General features: G+C 71.0%; 18 protein-coding genes. 2 read left to right on the top strand and 16 right to left on the bottom strand.

Annotated features, from left to right (window positions below):
* Nucleotides 1–5 precede the first annotated feature (5 nt).
* The 11 genes from DL991_RS13305 to DL991_RS13355 all read right to left on the bottom strand — a co-directional run bounded on the left by DL991_RS13305 (nt 6) and on the right by DL991_RS13355 (nt 10371).
* Nucleotides 6–989 carry an iron ABC transporter permease gene (locus tag DL991_RS13305; RefSeq protein WP_125784449.1) on the bottom strand — a complete coding sequence of 328 codons (984 nt, stop codon included), beginning with the start codon at nt 987–989 and terminating at the stop codon, nt 6–8.
* Entirely contained in the window at nt 986–1990 is a 1005-nt protein-coding gene (locus tag DL991_RS13310; RefSeq protein WP_125784451.1) for an ABC transporter substrate-binding protein, read from the bottom strand. The genes DL991_RS13305 and DL991_RS13310 overlap by 4 nt, the downstream gene beginning before the upstream one ends.
* Before the next feature lie 30 nt (nt 1991–2020).
* Nucleotides 2021–2875, bottom strand: coding sequence for a siderophore-interacting protein (locus tag DL991_RS13315; RefSeq protein ID WP_125784453.1), 855 nt, complete (start codon nt 2873–2875; stop codon nt 2021–2023).
* Nucleotides 2872–3105, bottom strand: coding sequence for a phosphopantetheine-binding protein (locus DL991_RS13320; RefSeq protein WP_125784455.1), 234 nt, complete (start codon nt 3103–3105; stop codon nt 2872–2874). The genes DL991_RS13315 and DL991_RS13320 overlap by 4 nt, the downstream gene beginning before the upstream one ends.
* Nucleotides 3105–3773 carry an isochorismatase family protein gene (locus tag DL991_RS13325; RefSeq protein WP_125784457.1) on the bottom strand — a complete coding sequence of 223 codons (669 nt, stop codon included), beginning with the start codon at nt 3771–3773 and terminating at the stop codon, nt 3105–3107. The genes DL991_RS13320 and DL991_RS13325 overlap by 1 nt, the downstream gene beginning before the upstream one ends.
* Nucleotides 3770–5392 (bottom strand): (2,3-dihydroxybenzoyl)adenylate synthase, encoded by a 1623-nt coding sequence (locus DL991_RS13330; protein WP_125784459.1) that lies wholly within the window; start codon nt 5390–5392, stop codon nt 3770–3772. The genes DL991_RS13325 and DL991_RS13330 overlap by 4 nt, the downstream gene beginning before the upstream one ends.
* A complete protein-coding gene (locus DL991_RS13335; RefSeq protein WP_125784461.1) occupies nt 5389–6582 on the bottom strand; it encodes an isochorismate synthase in 1194 nt (397 codons plus the stop codon). The genes DL991_RS13330 and DL991_RS13335 overlap by 4 nt, the downstream gene beginning before the upstream one ends.
* A gap of 156 nt (nt 6583–6738) precedes the next feature.
* Complete coding sequence (dhbA, locus tag DL991_RS13340) at nt 6739–7488, bottom strand: 2,3-dihydro-2,3-dihydroxybenzoate dehydrogenase (protein WP_125784463.1); 750 nt, start codon at nt 7486–7488, stop codon at nt 6739–6741.
* A gap of 287 nt (nt 7489–7775) precedes the next feature.
* Entirely contained in the window at nt 7776–8237 is a 462-nt protein-coding gene (locus DL991_RS13345; protein WP_125784465.1) for a GerMN domain-containing protein, read from the bottom strand.
* Nucleotides 8234–9640 carry an ATP-binding protein gene (locus DL991_RS13350; protein WP_125784467.1) on the bottom strand — a complete coding sequence of 469 codons (1407 nt, stop codon included), beginning with the start codon at nt 9638–9640 and terminating at the stop codon, nt 8234–8236. Before DL991_RS13350 ends, DL991_RS13345 begins: the two co-directional genes overlap by 4 nt.
* Nucleotides 9637–10371, bottom strand: coding sequence for a response regulator transcription factor (locus DL991_RS13355; RefSeq protein ID WP_125784469.1), 735 nt, complete (start codon nt 10369–10371; stop codon nt 9637–9639). The genes DL991_RS13350 and DL991_RS13355 overlap by 4 nt, the downstream gene beginning before the upstream one ends.
* Nucleotides 10372–10525: 154 nt before the next feature.
* On the opposite strand from DL991_RS13355, the gene DL991_RS13360 reads away from it, so the two are divergent.
* Nucleotides 10526–11026, top strand: coding sequence for a D-alanyl-D-alanine carboxypeptidase (locus tag DL991_RS13360; protein WP_125784471.1), 501 nt, complete (start codon nt 10526–10528; stop codon nt 11024–11026).
* Here DL991_RS13360 and DL991_RS13365 read toward each other — a convergent pair.
* Nucleotides 11016–12017: a trans-acting enoyl reductase family protein gene (locus tag DL991_RS13365; RefSeq protein WP_125784473.1), complete on the bottom strand. Its 1002-nt coding sequence runs from the start codon at nt 12015–12017 to the stop codon at nt 11016–11018. The two genes, DL991_RS13360 and DL991_RS13365, sit on opposite strands and share 11 nt — an antisense overlap.
* Nucleotides 12018–12118: 101 nt before the next feature.
* Here DL991_RS13365 and DL991_RS13370 point away from each other — a divergent pair, with 101 nt between their 5' ends.
* Complete coding sequence (locus tag DL991_RS13370) at nt 12119–13072, top strand: helix-turn-helix domain-containing protein (protein ID WP_199746658.1); 954 nt, start codon at nt 12119–12121, stop codon at nt 13070–13072.
* Here the strand turns inward: DL991_RS13370 and DL991_RS13375 are convergent.
* The 4 genes from DL991_RS13375 to DL991_RS13390 are packed head-to-tail and all read right to left on the bottom strand — an operon-like array spanning nt 13053 to nt 17833.
* On the bottom strand, nt 13053–13874 hold the full coding sequence (locus DL991_RS13375) for an SGNH/GDSL hydrolase family protein (RefSeq protein ID WP_125784477.1): 822 nt from the start codon (nt 13872–13874) through the stop codon (nt 13053–13055). The two genes, DL991_RS13370 and DL991_RS13375, sit on opposite strands and share 20 nt — an antisense overlap.
* Before the next feature lie 10 nt (nt 13875–13884).
* Complete coding sequence (locus DL991_RS13380; RefSeq protein ID WP_125784479.1) at nt 13885–15141, bottom strand: carboxyl transferase domain-containing protein; 1257 nt, start codon at nt 15139–15141, stop codon at nt 13885–13887.
* Nucleotides 15134–16543: an acyl-CoA synthetase gene (locus tag DL991_RS13385; RefSeq protein WP_125784481.1), complete on the bottom strand. Its 1410-nt coding sequence runs from the start codon at nt 16541–16543 to the stop codon at nt 15134–15136. Before DL991_RS13385 ends, DL991_RS13380 begins: the two co-directional genes overlap by 8 nt.
* Before the next feature lie 12 nt (nt 16544–16555).
* Entirely contained in the window at nt 16556–17833 is a 1278-nt protein-coding gene (locus DL991_RS13390; RefSeq protein ID WP_125784484.1) for an SLC13 family permease, read from the bottom strand.
* Between the last annotated feature and the right edge of the window lie 119 nt (nt 17834–17952).

Genomic DNA, 17952 nt, shown 5'->3' on the forward strand with positions numbered 1-17952 from the left:
AGTGTTCACAGCGGCGCCGCCCCGTATTTGCGGACGGCCCAGATCAGCACCGGGCCGCCGAGGAACGCGGTCACGATCGCGACCGGGACTTCACCGGTCGGCAGCAGGACCCGCGAGCCGACGTCCGCCGCCAGCATCAGGACCGGGCCGAGCAGTGCGGCGAACGCGATCAGCCATGGGATGGACGCGCCGGCCACCCGCCGCGCCAGATGCGGCACGATCAGCCCGACGAACAGGATCGGCCCGGCCAGCGCCGTGGCCGCGCCCGCCATCAGCGTGATCAGCAGCAGGGTGGCCATCCGGACGCGGGCGACGTTCGCGCCGAGGGTGTGCGCGACCGTCTCGCCGAGCGCGATGGCGTTCAGCTGACGGCTCACCGCGAACGCGCCCAGCAGGGACAGCCCGATGATGATCAGGGGCACCGTCGTCGGCGCCTGTTCCCGGCCTGCCAGCGAACCGACGGACCAGAACCGGTAGACGTCGAAGGTTTCCGGGAACAGCAGCCGCAGGCCGAGGGTGAGCCCCAGCAGCACGGCGCTCAGCGCGGTCCCGGCGAGCACAAGCCGCAGCGGCGACTTGCTGCCGACCGCGTACACCAGCGCCGAGGCGCCGAGCGCGCCCACCACCGCCAGGCCCAGTTCGACGGGCGCCGACGCGGCGAGGCCGAACGACGAACCCACCGCGATGGCGAACCCGGCCCCCGCGGTCACGCCGAGCACGCCGGGTTCGGCCAAAGCGTTGCGGGACAAGGCCTGCACGAGCACCCCGCCGACGGCGAGGGCCGCGCCGACGCCGATCGCGAGCACCGCCCTCGGCATCCGGATGTCCAGGACGATCGCCCGGTCACTCGGGTTCCCGTCGCCGAGCAGGGCGCGCACGACCTCTCCGGGGGCGATGGCGTGCGCGCCGATGCCGACGCTCAGCACGGCGACCACGACGAGCCCGAGCAGTGCGGCGCCGAGCAGCGCGGACCGCCCGGTGGTGGTCACTGCTTGAGCAGCGGCGCGAACGCCTGGTCGACAGCGTCCAAAGTGGACGTTGCGGCCCGGTAGGTGGCGGCCTCGGTGTAACGGAACGCGTAGACCTTGCCCGCCTTCACCGCGGGGAGTTCCTTCCACAGCGGCGAGTCGAGGACGTACTTGACCGGCGCGGGCACGGAACCGTCCGGGCCGACCGAGTAGCTGATCGCGTCGGCTTCGGCGAACGCCGTCGGCAGCTCTTCGATCGACGGGTACTCGCTGACGTCCTTGGAGCCGCCGCCCTTGACCTTGACCTGGCCGTAGTAGGTGGCGCCGAGGTCCTGTGCGGCGTTGGTGCCCCACGAACCGTTGAACTCGCGCTGGAAGTTGCCCTTGGCGACCTCGCCGTAGGCACCGACGTGACCCAGCTTCAGCTGCGGCAGCACGGCCTTGTACTTCTCGGCCAGCCCCTTGGCCTTGGTCTCGTACGCGGTCTTGACGGCGTCGAACCCGGCGGCCGCACCCGCGGCATCGGCCTGCTTACGGGACAGCTCACGCCACATCGACGGCACCGACGGGCCGATCGCCACGACCGGGGCGATCGCTTCGAGTCGCTTGACGTCGATGTCGGCGAGCACCGGCTTGGGCACCCCGATGACGATGAGGTCGGGATCAGCCTGCGCGATCGCCTCGTAGTTCGTCTCCGCCGCCGTCTCGCCGGCGACCTTCGCCAGTTCGTCGTACTTCTTGCGCTCCTGCTCGTTGAACAGCGGGACACCGCGCTTCCAGCTGGACACCCCGACCAGCGGCGCGCCCGCTTCGAGCAGGGCGGGGACCGCGTAGCCGGTGGCGATGACCCGCTTCGGCGAGACCGGGATGGTGATCTGGCCGTTGTCGGCGGCGAACACCCGGGTCTGACCGCCGTCTGCGGCCTTGCCGTCTTCGCCGGAACCGCAGGCGGTGGCCGCGGTCGCGACCGTCAGCGCGAGCGCGATCGCTCCGGCGAGACGTCGGGTTCTGGTGGTGCGCATGGGAATTCCTCGTTATTTCAGTGGGTGGGATCAGTGGTCGTGGTCGTCGTCGAAGTTGGCGACGCCGAGTTTCCAGTAGCCGGTGACGTCGTGGTCGGCCTTGCCGAGCCCGAGGTCGTTCTTGAGCCATCGGCGCAGGGGTTTGATCTGCCCCGCCTCGCCCGCGACCCAGGCGTAGAGCCGTTCACCTGCGGGGACTTCGATCGTCTGTACCGCGCGGGCGAGCATGTCGGTGGTGCCCGGCGCGGCGGCACCCCGGTGCAGCCAGTGCACTTCGACGTCCTCGGGTGCGGACAGCTCGATCTCCTCGGCCGCGTCCGCGACCTCGATGAACGCCCAGCCCGCGGCGGTGCGCGGCAGTTCTTCGAGCCAGCGCGCGATCGCGGGCAGGGCGGTGAGGTCGCCGGCGAGCAGGTACCGGTCGTAGTTGTGCGGCACGATCAGCCCGCCCGGCGGACCCGCGACGTGCACCGGCGTACCCGGCGTGACGGCCTTGGCCCACTCGGCACCGAGCCCACCGTCGTGCAGCGCGACGTCGAGGTCGAGTTCCCCGGAGGCCGGGTCGTAGCGGCGGACCGTGTACTCACGCGTCGTCGGAAACGGCTTCGGCCAGCGCAGCATGTCGCCGTTCGGCTCCGGCAACCTCGGCTCCGGGTCGAACTCCGGGAAAATCAGCTTCACGTGCTCGTCGGGCGAATGCGCCTCGAACCCGGCCATGCCGGGTCCGCCAAGGGTCACGCGAACCAGTCCGGAGCCGATCATCGCGGTGCGGACGACTTCGGCCGTCCGCACGCGGATCGGGTAGCCCACCTTCTCCGCGTGCTCGCCCACGCGGACTTCGGCGATGCGTTCGAGGTGCCGGTGGCGGTGGTCGGCGCGGCTCACGCGGGACTCCCGGTGAGGACCCGGGTCCAGTGACCGAGGGTCGGCTGTTCGGCGAGGTCGGCGAACTCCAGGGTGTCGGCTCCCTCGGTGCGCCACTGCTCGACCAGGCCCATGATCCGCATCGAGTCGAGACCGAGGTCGGTGAGATCGGTGTCCGGTGTCAGCTCGGCCGGGTCGCAGCCGAGCAGTTCGGCGACGTCGGCGTGGATCTTCGTGGTGGTGAGGCTCATTACCGTGCTCCGGCGTGCATCGGGGCCAGCGCGCCGAGCGCGGCGGCCGTGGTGGTCAGTGCGCCGCAGCGCTGGGCGACGTACTCGCAGGCCTGGTCGTGACGTTCGCGGGAGAAGTCCGCGACCGCGTCACCGACCAGGAACGGCTGGATGTCGCGCATGAACGCCTCGACGGCGGTGGCCTGGCAGCCGATATGCGCGTAGACACCGGTGATCAGCAGCTGATCGCGACCGGCTTCGGCGAGCTGTTCGGTGAACGTGCTGCGCTGGAACGCGCTGTAGCGCCACTTCGTCAGCACGGTGTCACCCGGTTTCGGGGCGAGTTCGGGCACCACGTCCGCGGCCGCGGGGTCGTCCTCGATGACCGCGCCGATGCCGTCGCCCCAGAACTCGGTGAGCAGACCGCGATCCTCGGCGGCCTGGTGACCGGGCTGCGCGGTGTAGAACACCGGAACGCCCGCGGCGCGGGCGGCGTCGGCCAGCGCGGCGATGTTCGCGACCATCTCCGGGACCGGGGATCCCTCGTACGGCGCGAGGAAGTACCGCTGCGCGTCGTGCACCAGCAGCGCGGCGCGGGCGGGGTCGGGTTTCCAGTCGACCCGTCCGGCGGGCAGCTCGGCCTCCGCCGGCAGGGCGTACGGCTGGATCTTGGGAAGTGACACGTTCACATCTCCTTCGCCAGGGCGGCCAGCGCCGCCCGCAGCTCGCGTTTGCTGGTCTTGCCGACCCCCGTCACCGGGAACTCCGGCACCACCTGGACCAGATCGGGCACCTTGAACGCCGCCACCCCGCGCTCGCGCACGAACCGGCGCAGTTCCGCCGCGACCGGTTCCGCACCGGCAGCGGGGACGACGTAGGCGCAGGTGCGCTCGCCCAGGTACGGATCCGGCACCGCGACGACGGCGGCGTCGAGCACGCCGGGATGGGCCATCAGGTGGTTCTCGACCTCTTCCGCGGCCACCTTCTCGCCGCCGCGGTTGATCTGTTCCTTGGCCCTGCCGACGACTTCGAGGTGTCCCGACGGATGCTGTCGCACGAGATCGCCGGTGCGGTAGAAGCCGTCCTCGGTGAACGCGGTCTTGTTGTGCTCGGCGGCGCGGTAGTAGCCGCGGATCGTGTACGGGCCACGGGTCAGCAACGCGCCGATCTCGCCCGGCGCGACGACATCGTCCGAAGTGGACAGTGGGTCGTCCGGGTTCACGACGCGGATCTCGTCGTCCGGCGAAATCGGCCGTCCCTGCGTGGCGAGGACGTACTCGTCCGGATCGTCGAGCCGGGTGTAGCAGACCAGCCCTTCGGCCATCCCGAACACCTGTTGCAGACGGCAGCCCAGCGCGGGCCCGATCTTCTCGGCCAGCTCACGCGCGCATTTGGCGCCGCCGACCAGCAGGACGTCCAAAGAGGACAGATCGCGGGTGGTCCGCGCGGCCGCCTGCGCCCACGCGGCGGCCAGCGGCGGCACGAGCCCGGTGATCGTCACGCCCTCGGCCTCGATCAGCCGGAACGCGGTGTCGGCGTCGGGACGGGGCGCGAACACCGTGGCCGCGCCCGCGTGCAGGGCCCCGAGCAGGCCGGGCGAGCTGAGCGGGAAGTTGTGCGCGACCGGCAGCGCGGCCAGGTACACGCTTTCCGGGCGCAGGCCGCAGATCCGCGCACTTTCGCGCACGCTGTAGAGGTAGTCGTCGTGCGTGCGCGGGATCAGCTTGGGCAAGCCGGTGCTACCACCGGACAGCTGGAGGAACGCGACCCCGGCGGGATCCGGATCCGGCAGAGCGCGCGGAGTCGCCGCTTCGAGCACGGCGAACTCCTCCGTGCCGACGACGAAGACGGTCCGCACCGAAGGGATCTCGGCCGCGACCGCGCGCGCCATGGCCGCGTGGTCGAACCGTTCGTGTTCGCCGACGGTCAGGATCGCCGCGGCCTCGCTCTGCTCGGCGAAATGCCGCAGTTCGCTGGCCCGGTGCGCGGGAAGCGCGAACACCGGCAGCGCGCCCGCCCGCCACAGTCCGAAAACGACGGACGCGAACTCCGGCACGTTCGGCAGTTGCACGACGACCCGGTCACCCGCCTGGATCCCGGCCCCGGCGAACCCGGCGGCGAGCCGGTGCGCCCGCTCGTCGAGTTCGGCGAACGTCCAGCGGGCGGTCTCGCCGATCACGGCCGGACGCTCGGCGTACGCCTCGGCCAGGCTGGTCAGCAGCTTGCCGAAGGTCTGGTCGCGCCAGTATCCCGAAGCCCGGTACCGCGCGGCGGTTTCGGGTGGCCAGGGCACGTGGTCCGGGTTCACGCCACTCCCTCCAGGCCGAGCGCACGCAGCATGGTGCCGAACTTCGCGCCGGTCTCGGCGAGTTCGGCTTCCGGGTCGGAACCCGCCACCACACCCGCGCCGGCGAACAGCCGCACCGTCCGGTCGCGGACCTCGGCGCAGCGGATCGTGACGACCCATTCGCCGTCACCGTCCTGGTCGGTCCAGCCGACGAGACCCGCGTAATAGCCCCGATCCTCGGGTTCGAGCGCGGCGATGGTGTCGCGAGCGAGCGCTGTCGGCACACCGCAGACGGCGGGTGTCGGATGCAATGCTTCAGCCAGCCCGAGCGCGGACGAACCGGCGTCGCCCGGGTCCGCGAGCCGTCCGCTGATCCTGGTCGAGAGGTGCCACATCGTGGGCGTGCCGATCACCTCGGGTTCGGCGGGGACGTCGAGGTCGACACTGAACCGGCCCAGCACCTCGGCCACCTGGGCGGCGACGTGGGCGTGTTCGGCACGGTCCTTTTCGGACGCCAGCAGATCGCTGATCCGGCGGGCGTTTTCGGCGTCGTCGGCCACTCGCGGCCGCGATCCGGCCAGCGGGTTGGCCGTCACGATCCGGCCGCGGCGGGAGACCAGCAGTTCCGGGCTCGCGCCGATCAGGGTGCGCGGCGCGGGATCACCCGGCGCGCTGACGTCGACGGCGAAGGCATGGGCGGCCGGGTCCGCGTGGACGAGGCGGGCCAGCAGCCGCGGTACGGCGACGGGGTCTCCGCCGGTGACGTCGAGGCAGCGGGCCAGCACGATCTTGCGCAGGTCACCGTCGCGGATCTCGTCCAGCGCCCTGGCGACGGCAGTGGTGTAGACCTCCGGTGCCGGCCGCGGCGACACCGACCAGTTCCCGCCGAGCGGCGCCACCGGACCACTCTTCTTCGGTGGTCCGGCCCGGCGGACCACCGCGGGCACCACCAGGCTGCTCGGCGCGTCGGGCCGGAACCCGATCGCCCCGGCGACCACCGGTTCGTCCACTCCCGCCACCAAAGCGGCGTCGAGGATCTCGGCGGCGGCACGGGCACGTTTGCCCGGCGCCGCGTGGACCGGCGAGTACACCCCGTCGGCGAGAAGCGATCCTCGAGCGGACGAGTAGTAGAACGATCCGGGCAGGTACGCCGCCAGCAGATCGGCCGCCTGGTGGACCGGCCTTGGTCGGGCCGGTGCAGGTGAGGACACGACTGGATTCCCTTTCGCGAATACTACTGACCAGGTCGGCACCCGCGTGGTGCCGCGGTGCCGTATGCCGGCGCGGAACGCAAACCCCGGACGCGCCTTTTCGGTTAGCCTAACCTAATCGTACGGACCCGAAAAGTCTTCGTTGCGTCATCGAGATCACCCGCGGAGCGTGGCGCCGCCGTCGACGTAGAGATTCTGCATCGTGATGTGCCGCGCTCGATCGGAGGCCAAAAACAGGACCGCGTCGGCGATATCGGCGGGTTCGGCTATCCGGCCCAGTGGTATGCCGACGCGGTATTGCTCCAAATTTCCCGCGATGACAAGGTCCGCGCCGTTCTCGTCCGTCCACAGTAGACGTTGCATCTCAGTGTCGGTCGAGCCGGGCGAGACGATGTTGCAGCGGATACCGGAACCGGCGAGTTCGAGGCCGAGACAGCGCGTCAGCATCGTCGCCGCGGCCTTCGAGGCGGCGTACGCGGCCATCCCGGCGCGCGGGACGCCCGCCGCGTTCGACCCGACCGTCACCAGGACACCGCTCCGGCGAGGCAACATCCGGCGGGAGATCTCACGAAGGACAGTGAAGACCCCGGTGGAGTTGACCGCGAACGTCGCCGCCCAGTCCTCGTCACTCGTCTCGCAGACCGACCCCGGCTTCAGCACGCCCGCGACGGACGCCCCGATCCCGATCGGCCCGAGTTCGCGTTCGATGTCGTCGACCACCCGCGCGACAGCCGCGGGATCCCCGACGTCCGCGACGAACGAGGTCACCCCGTCCCGCGAAGGCCCTTCGGTCAGGTCCACCGCCGCCACGATCGCGCCCGCTCCGACGAGCCCGTCCACGACGGCCGCCCCGATCCCGCGCGCGCCTCCGGTGACGAGCGCGACCTTGCCCTCGATCCCTTCCACGCCACAACCCCCATTCCCTATGCTTAGCCTTGCCTAAGCTAGCGGGCGGATCCGGACAAAGCGAGGGACCGACACCGGTGATCCATGACACGTCCGCCTGGACGGGCAGGGTAAAAATGCCGTGGCACGTGCCACTTGTGTCTGCATTCCGGTCCTGGCAGGCAAAGGGCTACGTGGTTGCGGCTGCGCGTGAAGGCCCCCTTCCCTCGGCTCAGCCGTGGGGCGCGCGGGTCGTGAGTGGCGTTTCGGGTTCTAACCCGAAACGCCACTCACGACCCCCCGCACCGCTAACCGGGCAAGGAACAGGACAGCGGACCGCGTGTGGTTCCTCCGCCCCGCAAGGTGATCTGCGCGCTTCCGCCGAGCGAATCCCTGGCGGTGCACACAATCTGGTCAACGGCCATCGCCGACAGCGCGGCGACGCCGATCGAGAGGGTCACCGTGACCCCGTTGGGCCCGGCGCTCTGGTCGAGAACCGCGGTGCCTGGCGGGACTTCGGTGGTGTAGTCCCGTTCCCGCTCGCTCTCGTCCGGTCCGGCGGCGAGCAGATCGACGGGGCTCGCCGGCGGCAGTCCCTCGGCGAGCGGGCGCAGCACCCGGACCGGCTGCCCGCCGGACAGGAAGTAGAGCACCGCGCCGTTGGCCGGCCCCGACGGCGCGGGCGCTCCGGCGATCACGGCGCTGGGCCGGACACCGCAACCCGCGACCACCGACGCGATCAGGAGCAGCGCGAACACGATCCGCTTCATTCCGTCACCACCCGGCGAGGCAGGCGCAGGGTGAACACGGCGCCACCGTCGACGCCGTTGGCCGCGCTCAGGGTGCCGCCGTGCAGACGGGCGTTCTCCCAGGCGATCGCGAGACCGAGCCCGCTGCCGCCGGAACGCGCCCTTGCCGAATCGGCCTTGTAGAACCGGTCGAACACGTGCGCCAGCACCTCGGGCGCCAGCCCCGGCCCGCGATCCGCGACCTCCAGCGTGATCCACTCCCCTGCTTCGGAAAGTCTCAGTGAGACCGGCTTTTCCCCGTGCCGCACCGCGTTGCCGACCAGGTTCGCCACGATGACGTCCATCCGCCGCGGATCCAGCCCGGCGAAGATCCCGGCGGGCAGATCTCCTTCCACCTCGCCTGCCCAGCCGCGGATGCGCAGGCTCGCCGTGACCACCTCGGCGACGTCGACCTCCTCCGGTGCGAGGGCGGCGGCCCCGGCGTCGAACCGCGACACCTCGATGAGGTCGTTCACCAGCCGGGTCAGGTTGTGCGTCTCGTCGATGCTCATCCGCGCCGCACGTCCCGCGTCCCCCGGCAGCCGCGACGCCTCCTGCTCCAGCACGTCCGCGACCGCGGTCATCGCCGCCAGCGGGGTGCGCAGTTCGTGCGAGACGTCCGCGACGAACCGCCGCGCGTCGGCTTCCATCCGCCGCAACTCGCCGACATGCCGTTCCAGCGATTCGGCCGTCTCGTTGAAAGTCCGCGCCACACCCGCCAGTTCGTCCGAACCACGGACACTGATGCGGGCCCGCAGATCGCCGGCGCCCAGCCGTTGTGCCGCGTCGCCCAGTTCCCGCACCGGCCGCAGGACGCCACGCGCGGCCAGCAGTGCCAGTCCGATGGCGAAAACGAGCGCCCCCCCGCCGATCAGCCAGGCACGGGTGGCGAGTTCGTCGATGCTCTGTTCCTCGGGAACCATGCTGCGGGCGATGTAAGCCTCGATCCCCGAAGCCCGCTGCTGTCCGCCGGGCAGTAGCACGGTGAACCTGGTGCCCACCAGCAACATCGGCGTACCCGCGACGTCGACCCGTTGCCAGGCCACGTTTCCCGCCTGGACCCGTGCACGGAGTTCGGGCGAGATCAGCGCCCGCATCTGCTCGTTCCCGCTCGACTTGTCCGCGTACAGCACCAAGGAACTCAAGTCACGGTCGGACAGTTCGCCGCTGATCCGGCTCAGCGTCCCGTCACCCGGCGGCAGCGGGCCGAGCGGGTACAGCGCGGTGGCCTTGTCGACCAGGACACGGGCGGTGGCGTCCTGTGCCTGCTGGAGGATCACGGTGCGGGACTGGACGTAGCCGAACCCGGCGACCGTCGCCGCCGTGATCACGACCAGCAGGCTGAACGCCATCAGCAGCCGTGTCCGCAGGCCCCAAAGCTTCACAGCGGCCCGAAGCGGTAGCCGAACCCGCGGACCGTCTGCACGTACACCGGAGCGGAAGAGTCGTCCTCGATCTTCGCGCGCAGCCGCTGCACACAGGCGTCGACGACCCGCGAGTCGCCGAAATAGCCGTGCTCCCACACACTTTCCAGCAGGTACTGACGGCTGAGCACCCGGCCCGGCACCTGGGTCAGTTCCAGCAGCAGCCGCAGCTCGGTCGGAGCGAGGGCGACGGGTTCCCCGCCTTTGGTCACCGTCAGCGCGGCACGGTCGATGCCGAGATCGCCGTGCCGCTCGATCCCGGACGCCGCCGGCGCCGCGTGCGACGGCTGCCCGCTGCGGCGCAGCACCGCGCGGATCCGCGCCTCCAGCACCTGTGCCCTGGCGGGTTTGACCACGTAGTCGTCCGCGCCCGCGGCGAGCCCGGCCACCACGTCGATGTCCTCGTTGCGCGCGGTGAGCATGATGATCGGCAGGTCGCCCGCGGCACGGATCCGGCGGCAGACCTCGAAGCCGTCCAGCCCGGGCAGCATCAGGTCCAGCACGACGATGTCCGGCGGCCGCGACGCGAGCCGCGCGAGGCCTTCCTCGCCGGTGGCCACCGCGTCGACCGCGTGGCCGCGGCCGCCCAGCGCCATGCACAGCCCGTCACGCACGGCTTGGTCGTCCTCGATGAGCAGCACCCTGGGCATGCCGACGACTATCGCAGCGCCGGACGTGATCCGCTCGTCCATGACAAGCCATGGTGCCCATCCTGTTTCCGCGGAGCGTCCGCGGAATGTCTTCGTTCTGTCACGGCGTGCTCCGTGCGGAACGGTGACATTTTCGTCGGCGTCCGCGCACGTCGCCGCGACCGGCCTCGGACAAGCGACCTCGACTGTGAACGGCATGAAAGAACTCGTGCTCGCGGCCATCACCCGCGTCCTCGCGGTGCTGCTGCTGATCCCCGCGTGGCTGCGGTCCCCCGGCAACGCCCGGCGGCTCGCCTGCGGCTGGGCGCTGTCGCTGCGGTTCCCCGCCGAGAACCTCGCCGGGCTCACCGCCGGCACCCTCGACGCGTTCACCGCCGCCAGGTCCGAGGCGTTCTGGCGGCACGGCACGCTCCTCGGCGTCACGTCGGGACATCGCGACGCCGCCGAGCAGCATCGCCTTTTCCTCGCCGAGGCCGGGCGAAAGCGGGTCCTGCCGCCGAAGGATTCCGCGCACGTCCGAGGTACCGCGCTGGACGTCCGGCCGCGCGAAGGCGCGCAGTGGCTGGAGGACCACGGTGCCCGCTTCGCGCTCTACCGGATCTACGACAACGAATGGTGGCATTTCGAGTACCGGCCCGGCGAAGCCCCGCCCGCGCGGCTGCCGCATCCGGGCCGGCGGGCGGGTGTCACCCGGTGACGGTGATCCGCGGGGTCAGCGCCGCCAGGAAGTCGGCCGCGTCGAAGACCTCCCCTGCCGAGACGACCCCGGTCGCCTTGGTCCGCCCGTCGAGCACCCGCTGGACGGCCTCCACCACCAAAGGTGCCGTGATCGCGTAGATGTCCTGGCCTCGCGCGGCGATCCGCCGTTCCGCGTCACCGGATCGCACGACGACGTCGACCAGGAACTCCTGCGAGGACGGGCCGTCCGATCCCAGCGTGGGCGTCTCGGGTGTCACCACCTCACGAGCCGCGTTCACGGTCATGTACGTGGTCACCTCCGGGATGGCGAGGTGGCTCGGGACGGTGACGACGTCGGCCATCGTGAACTCGCCGAGCACGGCGCGGGTCCCGAGCGGCGCGGGGAAGTCCCAGTCCAGTTCCGGCAGCGCGTCGTCGCGATACTCGATCCGGCCGCCGGAGAACCGGATCCGCTGACCGCCTCGCCGTTCCCGTGACACCTTGCCCGCCGCGCGGGTTCCCTCGGTCGGGTGCCAGCTGCTCAGCGCGTAGGCGACGTGCGCTTCGTCCGCGGACGTCCAGTCGCCCATCGCGGCGGTGACCATCAGGTCGCCGAGGCCGCCGAAGAACGCCATCGCCGGGATCACCGTCGCTCCCTCGGCACGCTCGCCGAAATGCGCGAAGGTGTCCATGTTCGCTTCGAGCTCCGCCGCCACGTCCAGATACGGGACGCCCGCTCGCAACGCGGCTTCGATCACCGGAGCGGCGGTGTCGGCGAAGGGGCCGGCGGCGTTGATCACCGCGTCGGCGCCCTTGAACGCGCGGTCGAGCGAAGCCGCGTCGTCGACCGACGCCTGCCGGATGTCGAGATCGGACCAAGGCAGACCGCGCAGTTTCGCCTCGTCACGCCCCACCGCCAGCACGCCGAAACCGCGCTCGCGCAACTCCTCCACCACGAAGCGCCCGGTGTGCCCGTAAGCCCCGAACACCGCGACGTCGTACGTACCCATGAGGGTTCTCCTGTCCTCGACTGATCCACTGTGGACCATCCTGTCGGCGGGTCCCGTCCGCTGACAGTGTCCGGAACGCCATCATGCGTACACTTTCAGACATGAGCACGGTCGCCCTCGCCGCCACTGACGGCATGCTGCAGTTCGAGCTCGCCATCGCCCACGAGGTCTTCGGCACGGGCCTGCCGGGATTCGCCGGCTCCTGGTATGAACTCAGCGTCTGCGGATCGAAGCCGGTGAGGGTCGGCCGCTTCCTCCTCGAACCGGACCACGGGCTCGGCCATCTCGCGCGCGCCGACACGGTCATCGTCCCCGGCTGGGCCGACATCGACATCGATCCGCCCGCGGACCTCGTCGACGCCGTGCGGGCCGCCCATGAAGCGGGCGCACGGGTCGCGTCCCTCTGCACGGGCGCGTTCGTGCTGGCGGCCGCCGGCCTGCTCGACGGCCGCCGCGCCACGACGCATTGGGCGCACACCGACGTCCTCGCCGCCCGACATCCCTTGGTAGAGGTCGATCCGGACGTCCTCTACGTCGACAACGGCAGCGTGCTCACCTCGGCGGGCAAGGCCGCCGCGATGGACCTGTGCCTGCATCTGGTCCGCTCCGACCACGGTTCGGCGGTCGCGAACACCGTGGCCCGCCGCCTGGTCGTCCCGCCGCACCGCGCGGGCGGGCAGGCCCAGTTCGTCACCGCCCCGGTGCCCGAACAGGACGACCATCCGCTCGGCGGCCTGCTCCCCTGGATCACCGAACGGCTGGACCGGCCGCTGACCGTCGAGGATCTCGCCCGCCACGCCAACATGAGCTCGCGCAATCTGGCCAGGCATTTCCGCTCGGCGACCGGGACGACCCCGTTGCGCTGGCTGCTGAACCAGCGCATCCGCCGCGCGCAGGAACTCCTGGAGCGGACCGACGACAGCGTCGACCTGATCGCGGAGGCCACCGGGATGGGCACCGCCGCGACACTCCGACGGCATTTCAACCGGACCGTCGGCGTGCCGCCGGACAGCTACCGCCGCACCTTCCGCGCGGCTAACGCAGCCGTGCCGTGATCAGCTCCGCGACGGCCGCCATCCCGGCTTCGTTCGGGTGATAGGGAACGCGTCCCGGCGCGGCCGCGTACCGCTCCATCCACGGCACGGCGGCACAGGCGTCGTGGAACGCGCTGACGGCGGCAGCCGGGATCAAGGTGGCCCGCTCAGTGCGGGCGGCCTGCCGGGTCGCCGCCGCGAGCCGATCCGCGACCTCGCGTTCGAAGGCCAGTTGCGCCGGGGTGAGCGGAACGCCGTCGCACGCGGGCGCGGTGCGCGGCACGATCGTCAGGTAGTCGACGACCAGCACCCGGGCTCGCGGTGCGCGCCGATGGACCTCCGCGATGACGGCGCCGATCTTCTCGTGCACCGTGGTGAGTGCCGCGCGGACGGCGTTCTGGTCGACCTGGCCGCAGTTCGTGCCGCCGGTGTTCTGGCAGCCGTAGGTGAACAGACTGCCGACGTAGCCGACGTCGTTGCCGCCGATGGTGATGGTCACGAGCCGGGTCTCCCTGGTGACGGCCTCGATCTGCGGCGGCTGCCCGGCCTGTCCGGTGGTGAGGATGTTCGCGGTGGTCGCGCCGCTGCAGGTGGCGTCGGTGAGGGCGAGCCCGCGGCCGGCGGCCACGAGGCTCGCGTAGTTCTTCGTCGAACGTCCGCACGCGGCCGGTGTTCCCGGTTGCTGCGGCGGGATTCCCGGACCCGCCGCGAAGGAACTGCCCATGGCGACATAGCGGGACGGCGTAGTCGCTTGGACGTGCGGAGCAGCCAGGAGAGCGAGCGTGACCGCGGCGATCGTCGCGGCGGATATCCGCTTGAACATGTCGAACCCCTTATCTCACGAAGGTGACCGGTTCCGATCCCGCGATGCCGTCGATGGCACCGAGGGCGAGCAGATCTTCGGGGCGTGGCTTGAGTTCGCCGGCGAGGGCGGGGATCTCTTCAGGGTCCCGTTTGAGGATCCCGGCCGCCAGTTCCGGGGCGATCACGGTGAAGCAGGCGTCCGGGGTGAGCCAGATCCGGTCCGTCGAACAGAAGGCGAGCGCGCCGCCCGAACCGCCCTCACCGATCACCAAGGTCGTGATCGGCACGTTCACCGCCGCGATCGTGCCGAACAGTCCGGCGATGGCGTTCCCGGCCCCGGCCGTCTCCGCGGCCGGATCGGCGGCCGCGCCGGGGGTGTCGACGAGCGTCAGCACCGGTAGCCCCAGCCGGTCGGCGAGCCGGATCAACCGTGTCGCCGTCCGGAAGCCCTCGGGTGTGGTCGCGGTCCCGGTCTGCGCCGCGAACGCCACCGGCCGCCCGCCACGGCTCCCGATCCCGCAGAGGACGCCACCGTCGGCGCCGCCCCGGAGGTGGACGCGAGTGTCGAAATGGTCGTCGAGATAAGCGTCCGCGCGTGGCCGGCCCACCGATCGCGCCCGCTGGACGGAGTGCCAGCCGTCCCGCGTGGGATCGAGGGCGCCGAGCGCGCGCGGCAGGTCCGCCGGGCGGTCCCGGGAAGCACCGGTCAAGAGCCCGAGCCAGACCTCCAGCCGATCGGCGAGCGCGTCTTCGGTCACCAGTTCGTCGACATATCCGGCCGCGTACTGGTTTTCCGCCGTATACGCGGGGTCGTCGGCGTACCGCTCCGGCCGCACCCGGCGGCCGGCGAAGCCCACCTGAGCGCCGGGAACGGCGAGCACGACATCGGCGTCGGCACCGAGGGACGCCCACACGCCGCCGGTGGTGGGATGCAGCGCGACGGTGATGTGGGGCAGCCCCTCTTCGCGCAGCAGTGCCAGACCTCGCGCGATCCGTTGCAGCTGCCGCAGAGCGGGCACGCCTTCCTGCATCCGGGTCCCGCCCGTGGACAACAGCGAGACGACGGGCAGACGGTGCGAGCGCGCCTCGTCGAGCGCCCGCTCGATGAGCGCGCCGGTCCCGGTCCCGACCGAGCCGCCGAGGAACCCGAACTCGAAGCGGATCTTCACGACCTCGTGGCCGCCGATCTTCGCGCGTTCGCAGACGACCGCTTCGTCCGTGCCCGTGCGTTCCCTCGCGCGTGCCAGGGAAACTTCGTAACCGTCCCAGCCGAGTGGGTCAGCCATGGAGAGCCCGCTTGAGGACCTTGCCCATCTCGTTGCGGGGCAACGCTTCCAGGTAGTGCACGACACGTGGCCGCTTGTGCGGTGACAGCAGTCCGGCGACGTGGTCGGCGAGTTCGCCCGCCGACGGCTTGACCTCGGCGGGGACGATCCAGGCCACGATGCGCTCGCCGAGGTCGTCGTCCGGTTCCCCGGTGACGGCCGCTTCGGCCACCCCGGGATGTTCCAGGAGCGCGTTCTCGATCTCGCCCGCGCCGATCTTGTAGCCGCCGCTCTTGATCAGGTCGGTGGCGCGGCGGCCCACGATCCGCACGTAACCGTCCGGATCGCGTATCGCCATGTCACCGGTCTTGAACCAGCCGTCGTGCAACGCGGCTTCCGTGGCGTCCGGCCGGTTCAGGTAGCCGAGGAACAGGTTCGGGCCGCGGACCTCGATCTCACCGACGGTCTCGCCGATGAGCGGATCTCCGGAGTCGTCGACGAGCCTCAGCTCGACGCCGGGCACCGGCGGGCCGACCGCACCGGGCCGCCGGTCCCCCGCGGCGCGGACACCGCAGTTCATCAGCGTCTCGGTCATTCCATAGCGTTCGACGACCCGCTGACCGGTCGCGGCGGTGATGCGCTGGTGATCGGTCGCGGGCAGCGCCGCGGAACCCGAGACGAGCAGCCGCGCCGCGCCCACTCCGGCGGCCAGCGCGGGATCGGCCTCGCAGTCGGCCGCGAGCCGGTGATACATCGTAGGGACACCGAAGAGCATCGTCCCCGCACCGGCGAGTTCCTTCGCGGCCGCTTCACTGGTGAACCGGCCGAGGTGGTGCAGCGAACCGCCCCGTCGCAACGGGCCGACCACCCCCAGGATCAGGCCGTGCACATGGAACAACGGAAGGGCGTGCACGAGGACGTCGGCGTCGGTCCAGTCCCAGATCTCCGCGAGCGCGTCGAGATTCGACGCCACCGCCCGGCGCGGGAGCAGGACACCCTTCGGCGGTCCGGTGGTCCCGGAGGTGTAGATGACGAATGCCGGGGCCTCCGGGTCCGGTTCGTCGCCCTGCCACGGCGTGCCCGAGAGGTCCAGTTCGACCGGAACCCGTTGCAGCGCCTCGAGTTCCGGCGGCAGCACGGCATCCGGCGCGGCCAGCACGAGATCCGGCGCGCTGTCGGCGACGATATGCGCCAGTTCGCGTGATCCGGCCTTCGGATTGACCGGCACCACCGGGACCCCGGCGGTCAGCGCGGCGACGATCGCGACACAGGTCCGGAGCGTCGGTGTCGCCCACACCGCGACGCGCGTGCGACCGGCCAGCGCGGCGGCGATCGGGCCCGCGACGGACGCGAGTTCGCCGTAGGTCAGGGATTCGGCCCCGAACCGCAGGGCGACGCGGTCACTCTTTCCGGCGATCAGCATGGATCTCCTCCCTCAGCCCCAGTTGGGCACGACGAACACGAGCCAGGCGATCAGCGGCACGACGGCCACCACGAGCGCCCCGTAGACCAGCAGTTGTTTGAAGAACTTGTCCCGGTCGACGTCCTTCGCGTTGGCGAGGACGAGCGCGCCGTTGGTGGAGAACGGACTGACGTCCACCATCGTCGCCGAGACCGCGAGGGCGGCGATCATGCCGACCGGCCCGATCGTGCCCTGCGCCAGGAACGGGACGGCGAGCGGGATGAGCGCGCCCATCAGCCCCACCGACGACGCGAAGGCCGAGACGACGCCGCCGATGTAGCAGAGCAGCAGCGCCGCGAGCAGCGGGATCCCCACGGTGGTGACCGCGTTGCCGACGTAGTCGATGGTGCCGATCTCCTTCAGCACCGCCACATACGTCAGCACGCCGCAGATCAGCAGCACGGTCGGCCAGGTGATCTCGGAGACGGCGGACCGGCTGGTCTTGGGCCACACGACACTCAGCAGGACGGCGACGGTGATGGCGGTCAGGCCCGGGTCGAGGTCGAACACCAGGGTGCCGACCACGAGCGCGATCAGGCCGGTCAGCGTCACGATCTTGGGGCCGTCCAAGGGAATGCGCTGTTCGTGCGGCAGCGGTTCCTCGTCGGCCTCCGCACCGGCGGCGCCCGCCGTCACCAGCTCTCGGCGCCGCAGTTTGGTCCCGCCGAGGACGACGAACAGGACACCCGCGATGGCGAGGTTCATGCCGAGGCTCGCGAAGAACAGCACCACGGGGCTGCCCGCGATGTTGTTGCGCTCGACGATCCCGTTGACGATCGAACCGTAGACGCTGATCGGCGAGAACCCGCCGCCCTGCGCGCCGTGCACCACCATCGCGCCCATGAGCAGCGGGCTGATCTTGTACCGGGCGGCGAAACCGAGGGCGATCGGCGCGACGATCGCGCAGGCCGCCGGGCTCACCGCGCCGATCGCGGTCAGCGCGCCGGTGACCACGAACATCACCCACGGGATGAGCGCGATCCGGCCGCCGACCAGCCGGACGGCCGCCGCCACCAGCCAGTCGGTGGTGCCGTTGGCCCTGGCGATGGCGAACAGATAGGTGACCCCCACCAGCACCACGAAGATGTCGCCGGGGAATCCGGCGAAGATGCCGTCGGTGTCCAGGCCACCGGCGAGGGTGCCGACGAGGAAAGCGCCGGCGAAGGCGAGCGCCCCCATGTTGATCGAACGGGTCGTGGCGAGGGCGAAGATCACCACGAGGACGAGAATCGAGATCAGCTGGGCGGACATGACCGTCCTCCTTGACGGCGGGAGCCCCTTTGGCGAGTGGCCGAGTGGACTAGTGGCTGAGCCACTTTCCCTGTGACGGCGACCACCTGTCAACCCAAGAATGGTAAATTGGCTCAGCC

The sequence above is a fragment of the Amycolatopsis sp. WAC 01375 genome, from assembly GCF_003947325.1.
Taxonomy (GTDB): Bacteria; Actinomycetota; Actinomycetes; order Mycobacteriales; family Pseudonocardiaceae; genus Amycolatopsis.

Excerpts from the sequence above, each read along its gene's own strand:
- DL991_RS13385 (WP_125784481.1), bottom strand. The coding sequence starts at position 16,543 with ATGCTGATCGCCGGAAAGAGTGACCGCGTCGCCCTGCGGTTCGGGGCC.
- DL991_RS13380 (WP_125784479.1), bottom strand. The coding sequence starts at position 15,141 with ATGGCTGACCCACTCGGCTGGGACGGTTACGAAGTTTCCCTGGCACGC.
- DL991_RS13365 (WP_125784473.1), bottom strand. The coding sequence starts at position 12,017 with ATGGGTACGTACGACGTCGCGGTGTTCGGGGCTTACGGGCACACCGGG.
- DL991_RS13320 (WP_125784455.1), bottom strand. The coding sequence starts at position 3,105 with ATGAGCCTCACCACCACGAAGATCCACGCCGACGTCGCCGAACTGCTC.
- DL991_RS13360 (WP_125784471.1), top strand. The coding sequence starts at position 10,526 with ATGAAAGAACTCGTGCTCGCGGCCATCACCCGCGTCCTCGCGGTGCTG.
- DL991_RS13375 (WP_125784477.1), bottom strand. The coding sequence starts at position 13,874 with ATGTTCAAGCGGATATCCGCCGCGACGATCGCCGCGGTCACGCTCGCT.
- DL991_RS13370 (WP_199746658.1), top strand. The coding sequence starts at position 12,119 with ATGAGCACGGTCGCCCTCGCCGCCACTGACGGCATGCTGCAGTTCGAG.
- DL991_RS13345 (WP_125784465.1), bottom strand. The coding sequence starts at position 8,237 with ATGAAGCGGATCGTGTTCGCGCTGCTCCTGATCGCGTCGGTGGTCGCG.
- DL991_RS13310 (WP_125784451.1), bottom strand. The coding sequence starts at position 1,990 with ATGCGCACCACCAGAACCCGACGTCTCGCCGGAGCGATCGCGCTCGCG.
- DL991_RS13355 (WP_125784469.1), bottom strand. The coding sequence starts at position 10,371 with ATGGACGAGCGGATCACGTCCGGCGCTGCGATAGTCGTCGGCATGCCC.
- DL991_RS13390 (WP_125784484.1), bottom strand. The coding sequence starts at position 17,833 with ATGTCCGCCCAGCTGATCTCGATTCTCGTCCTCGTGGTGATCTTCGCC.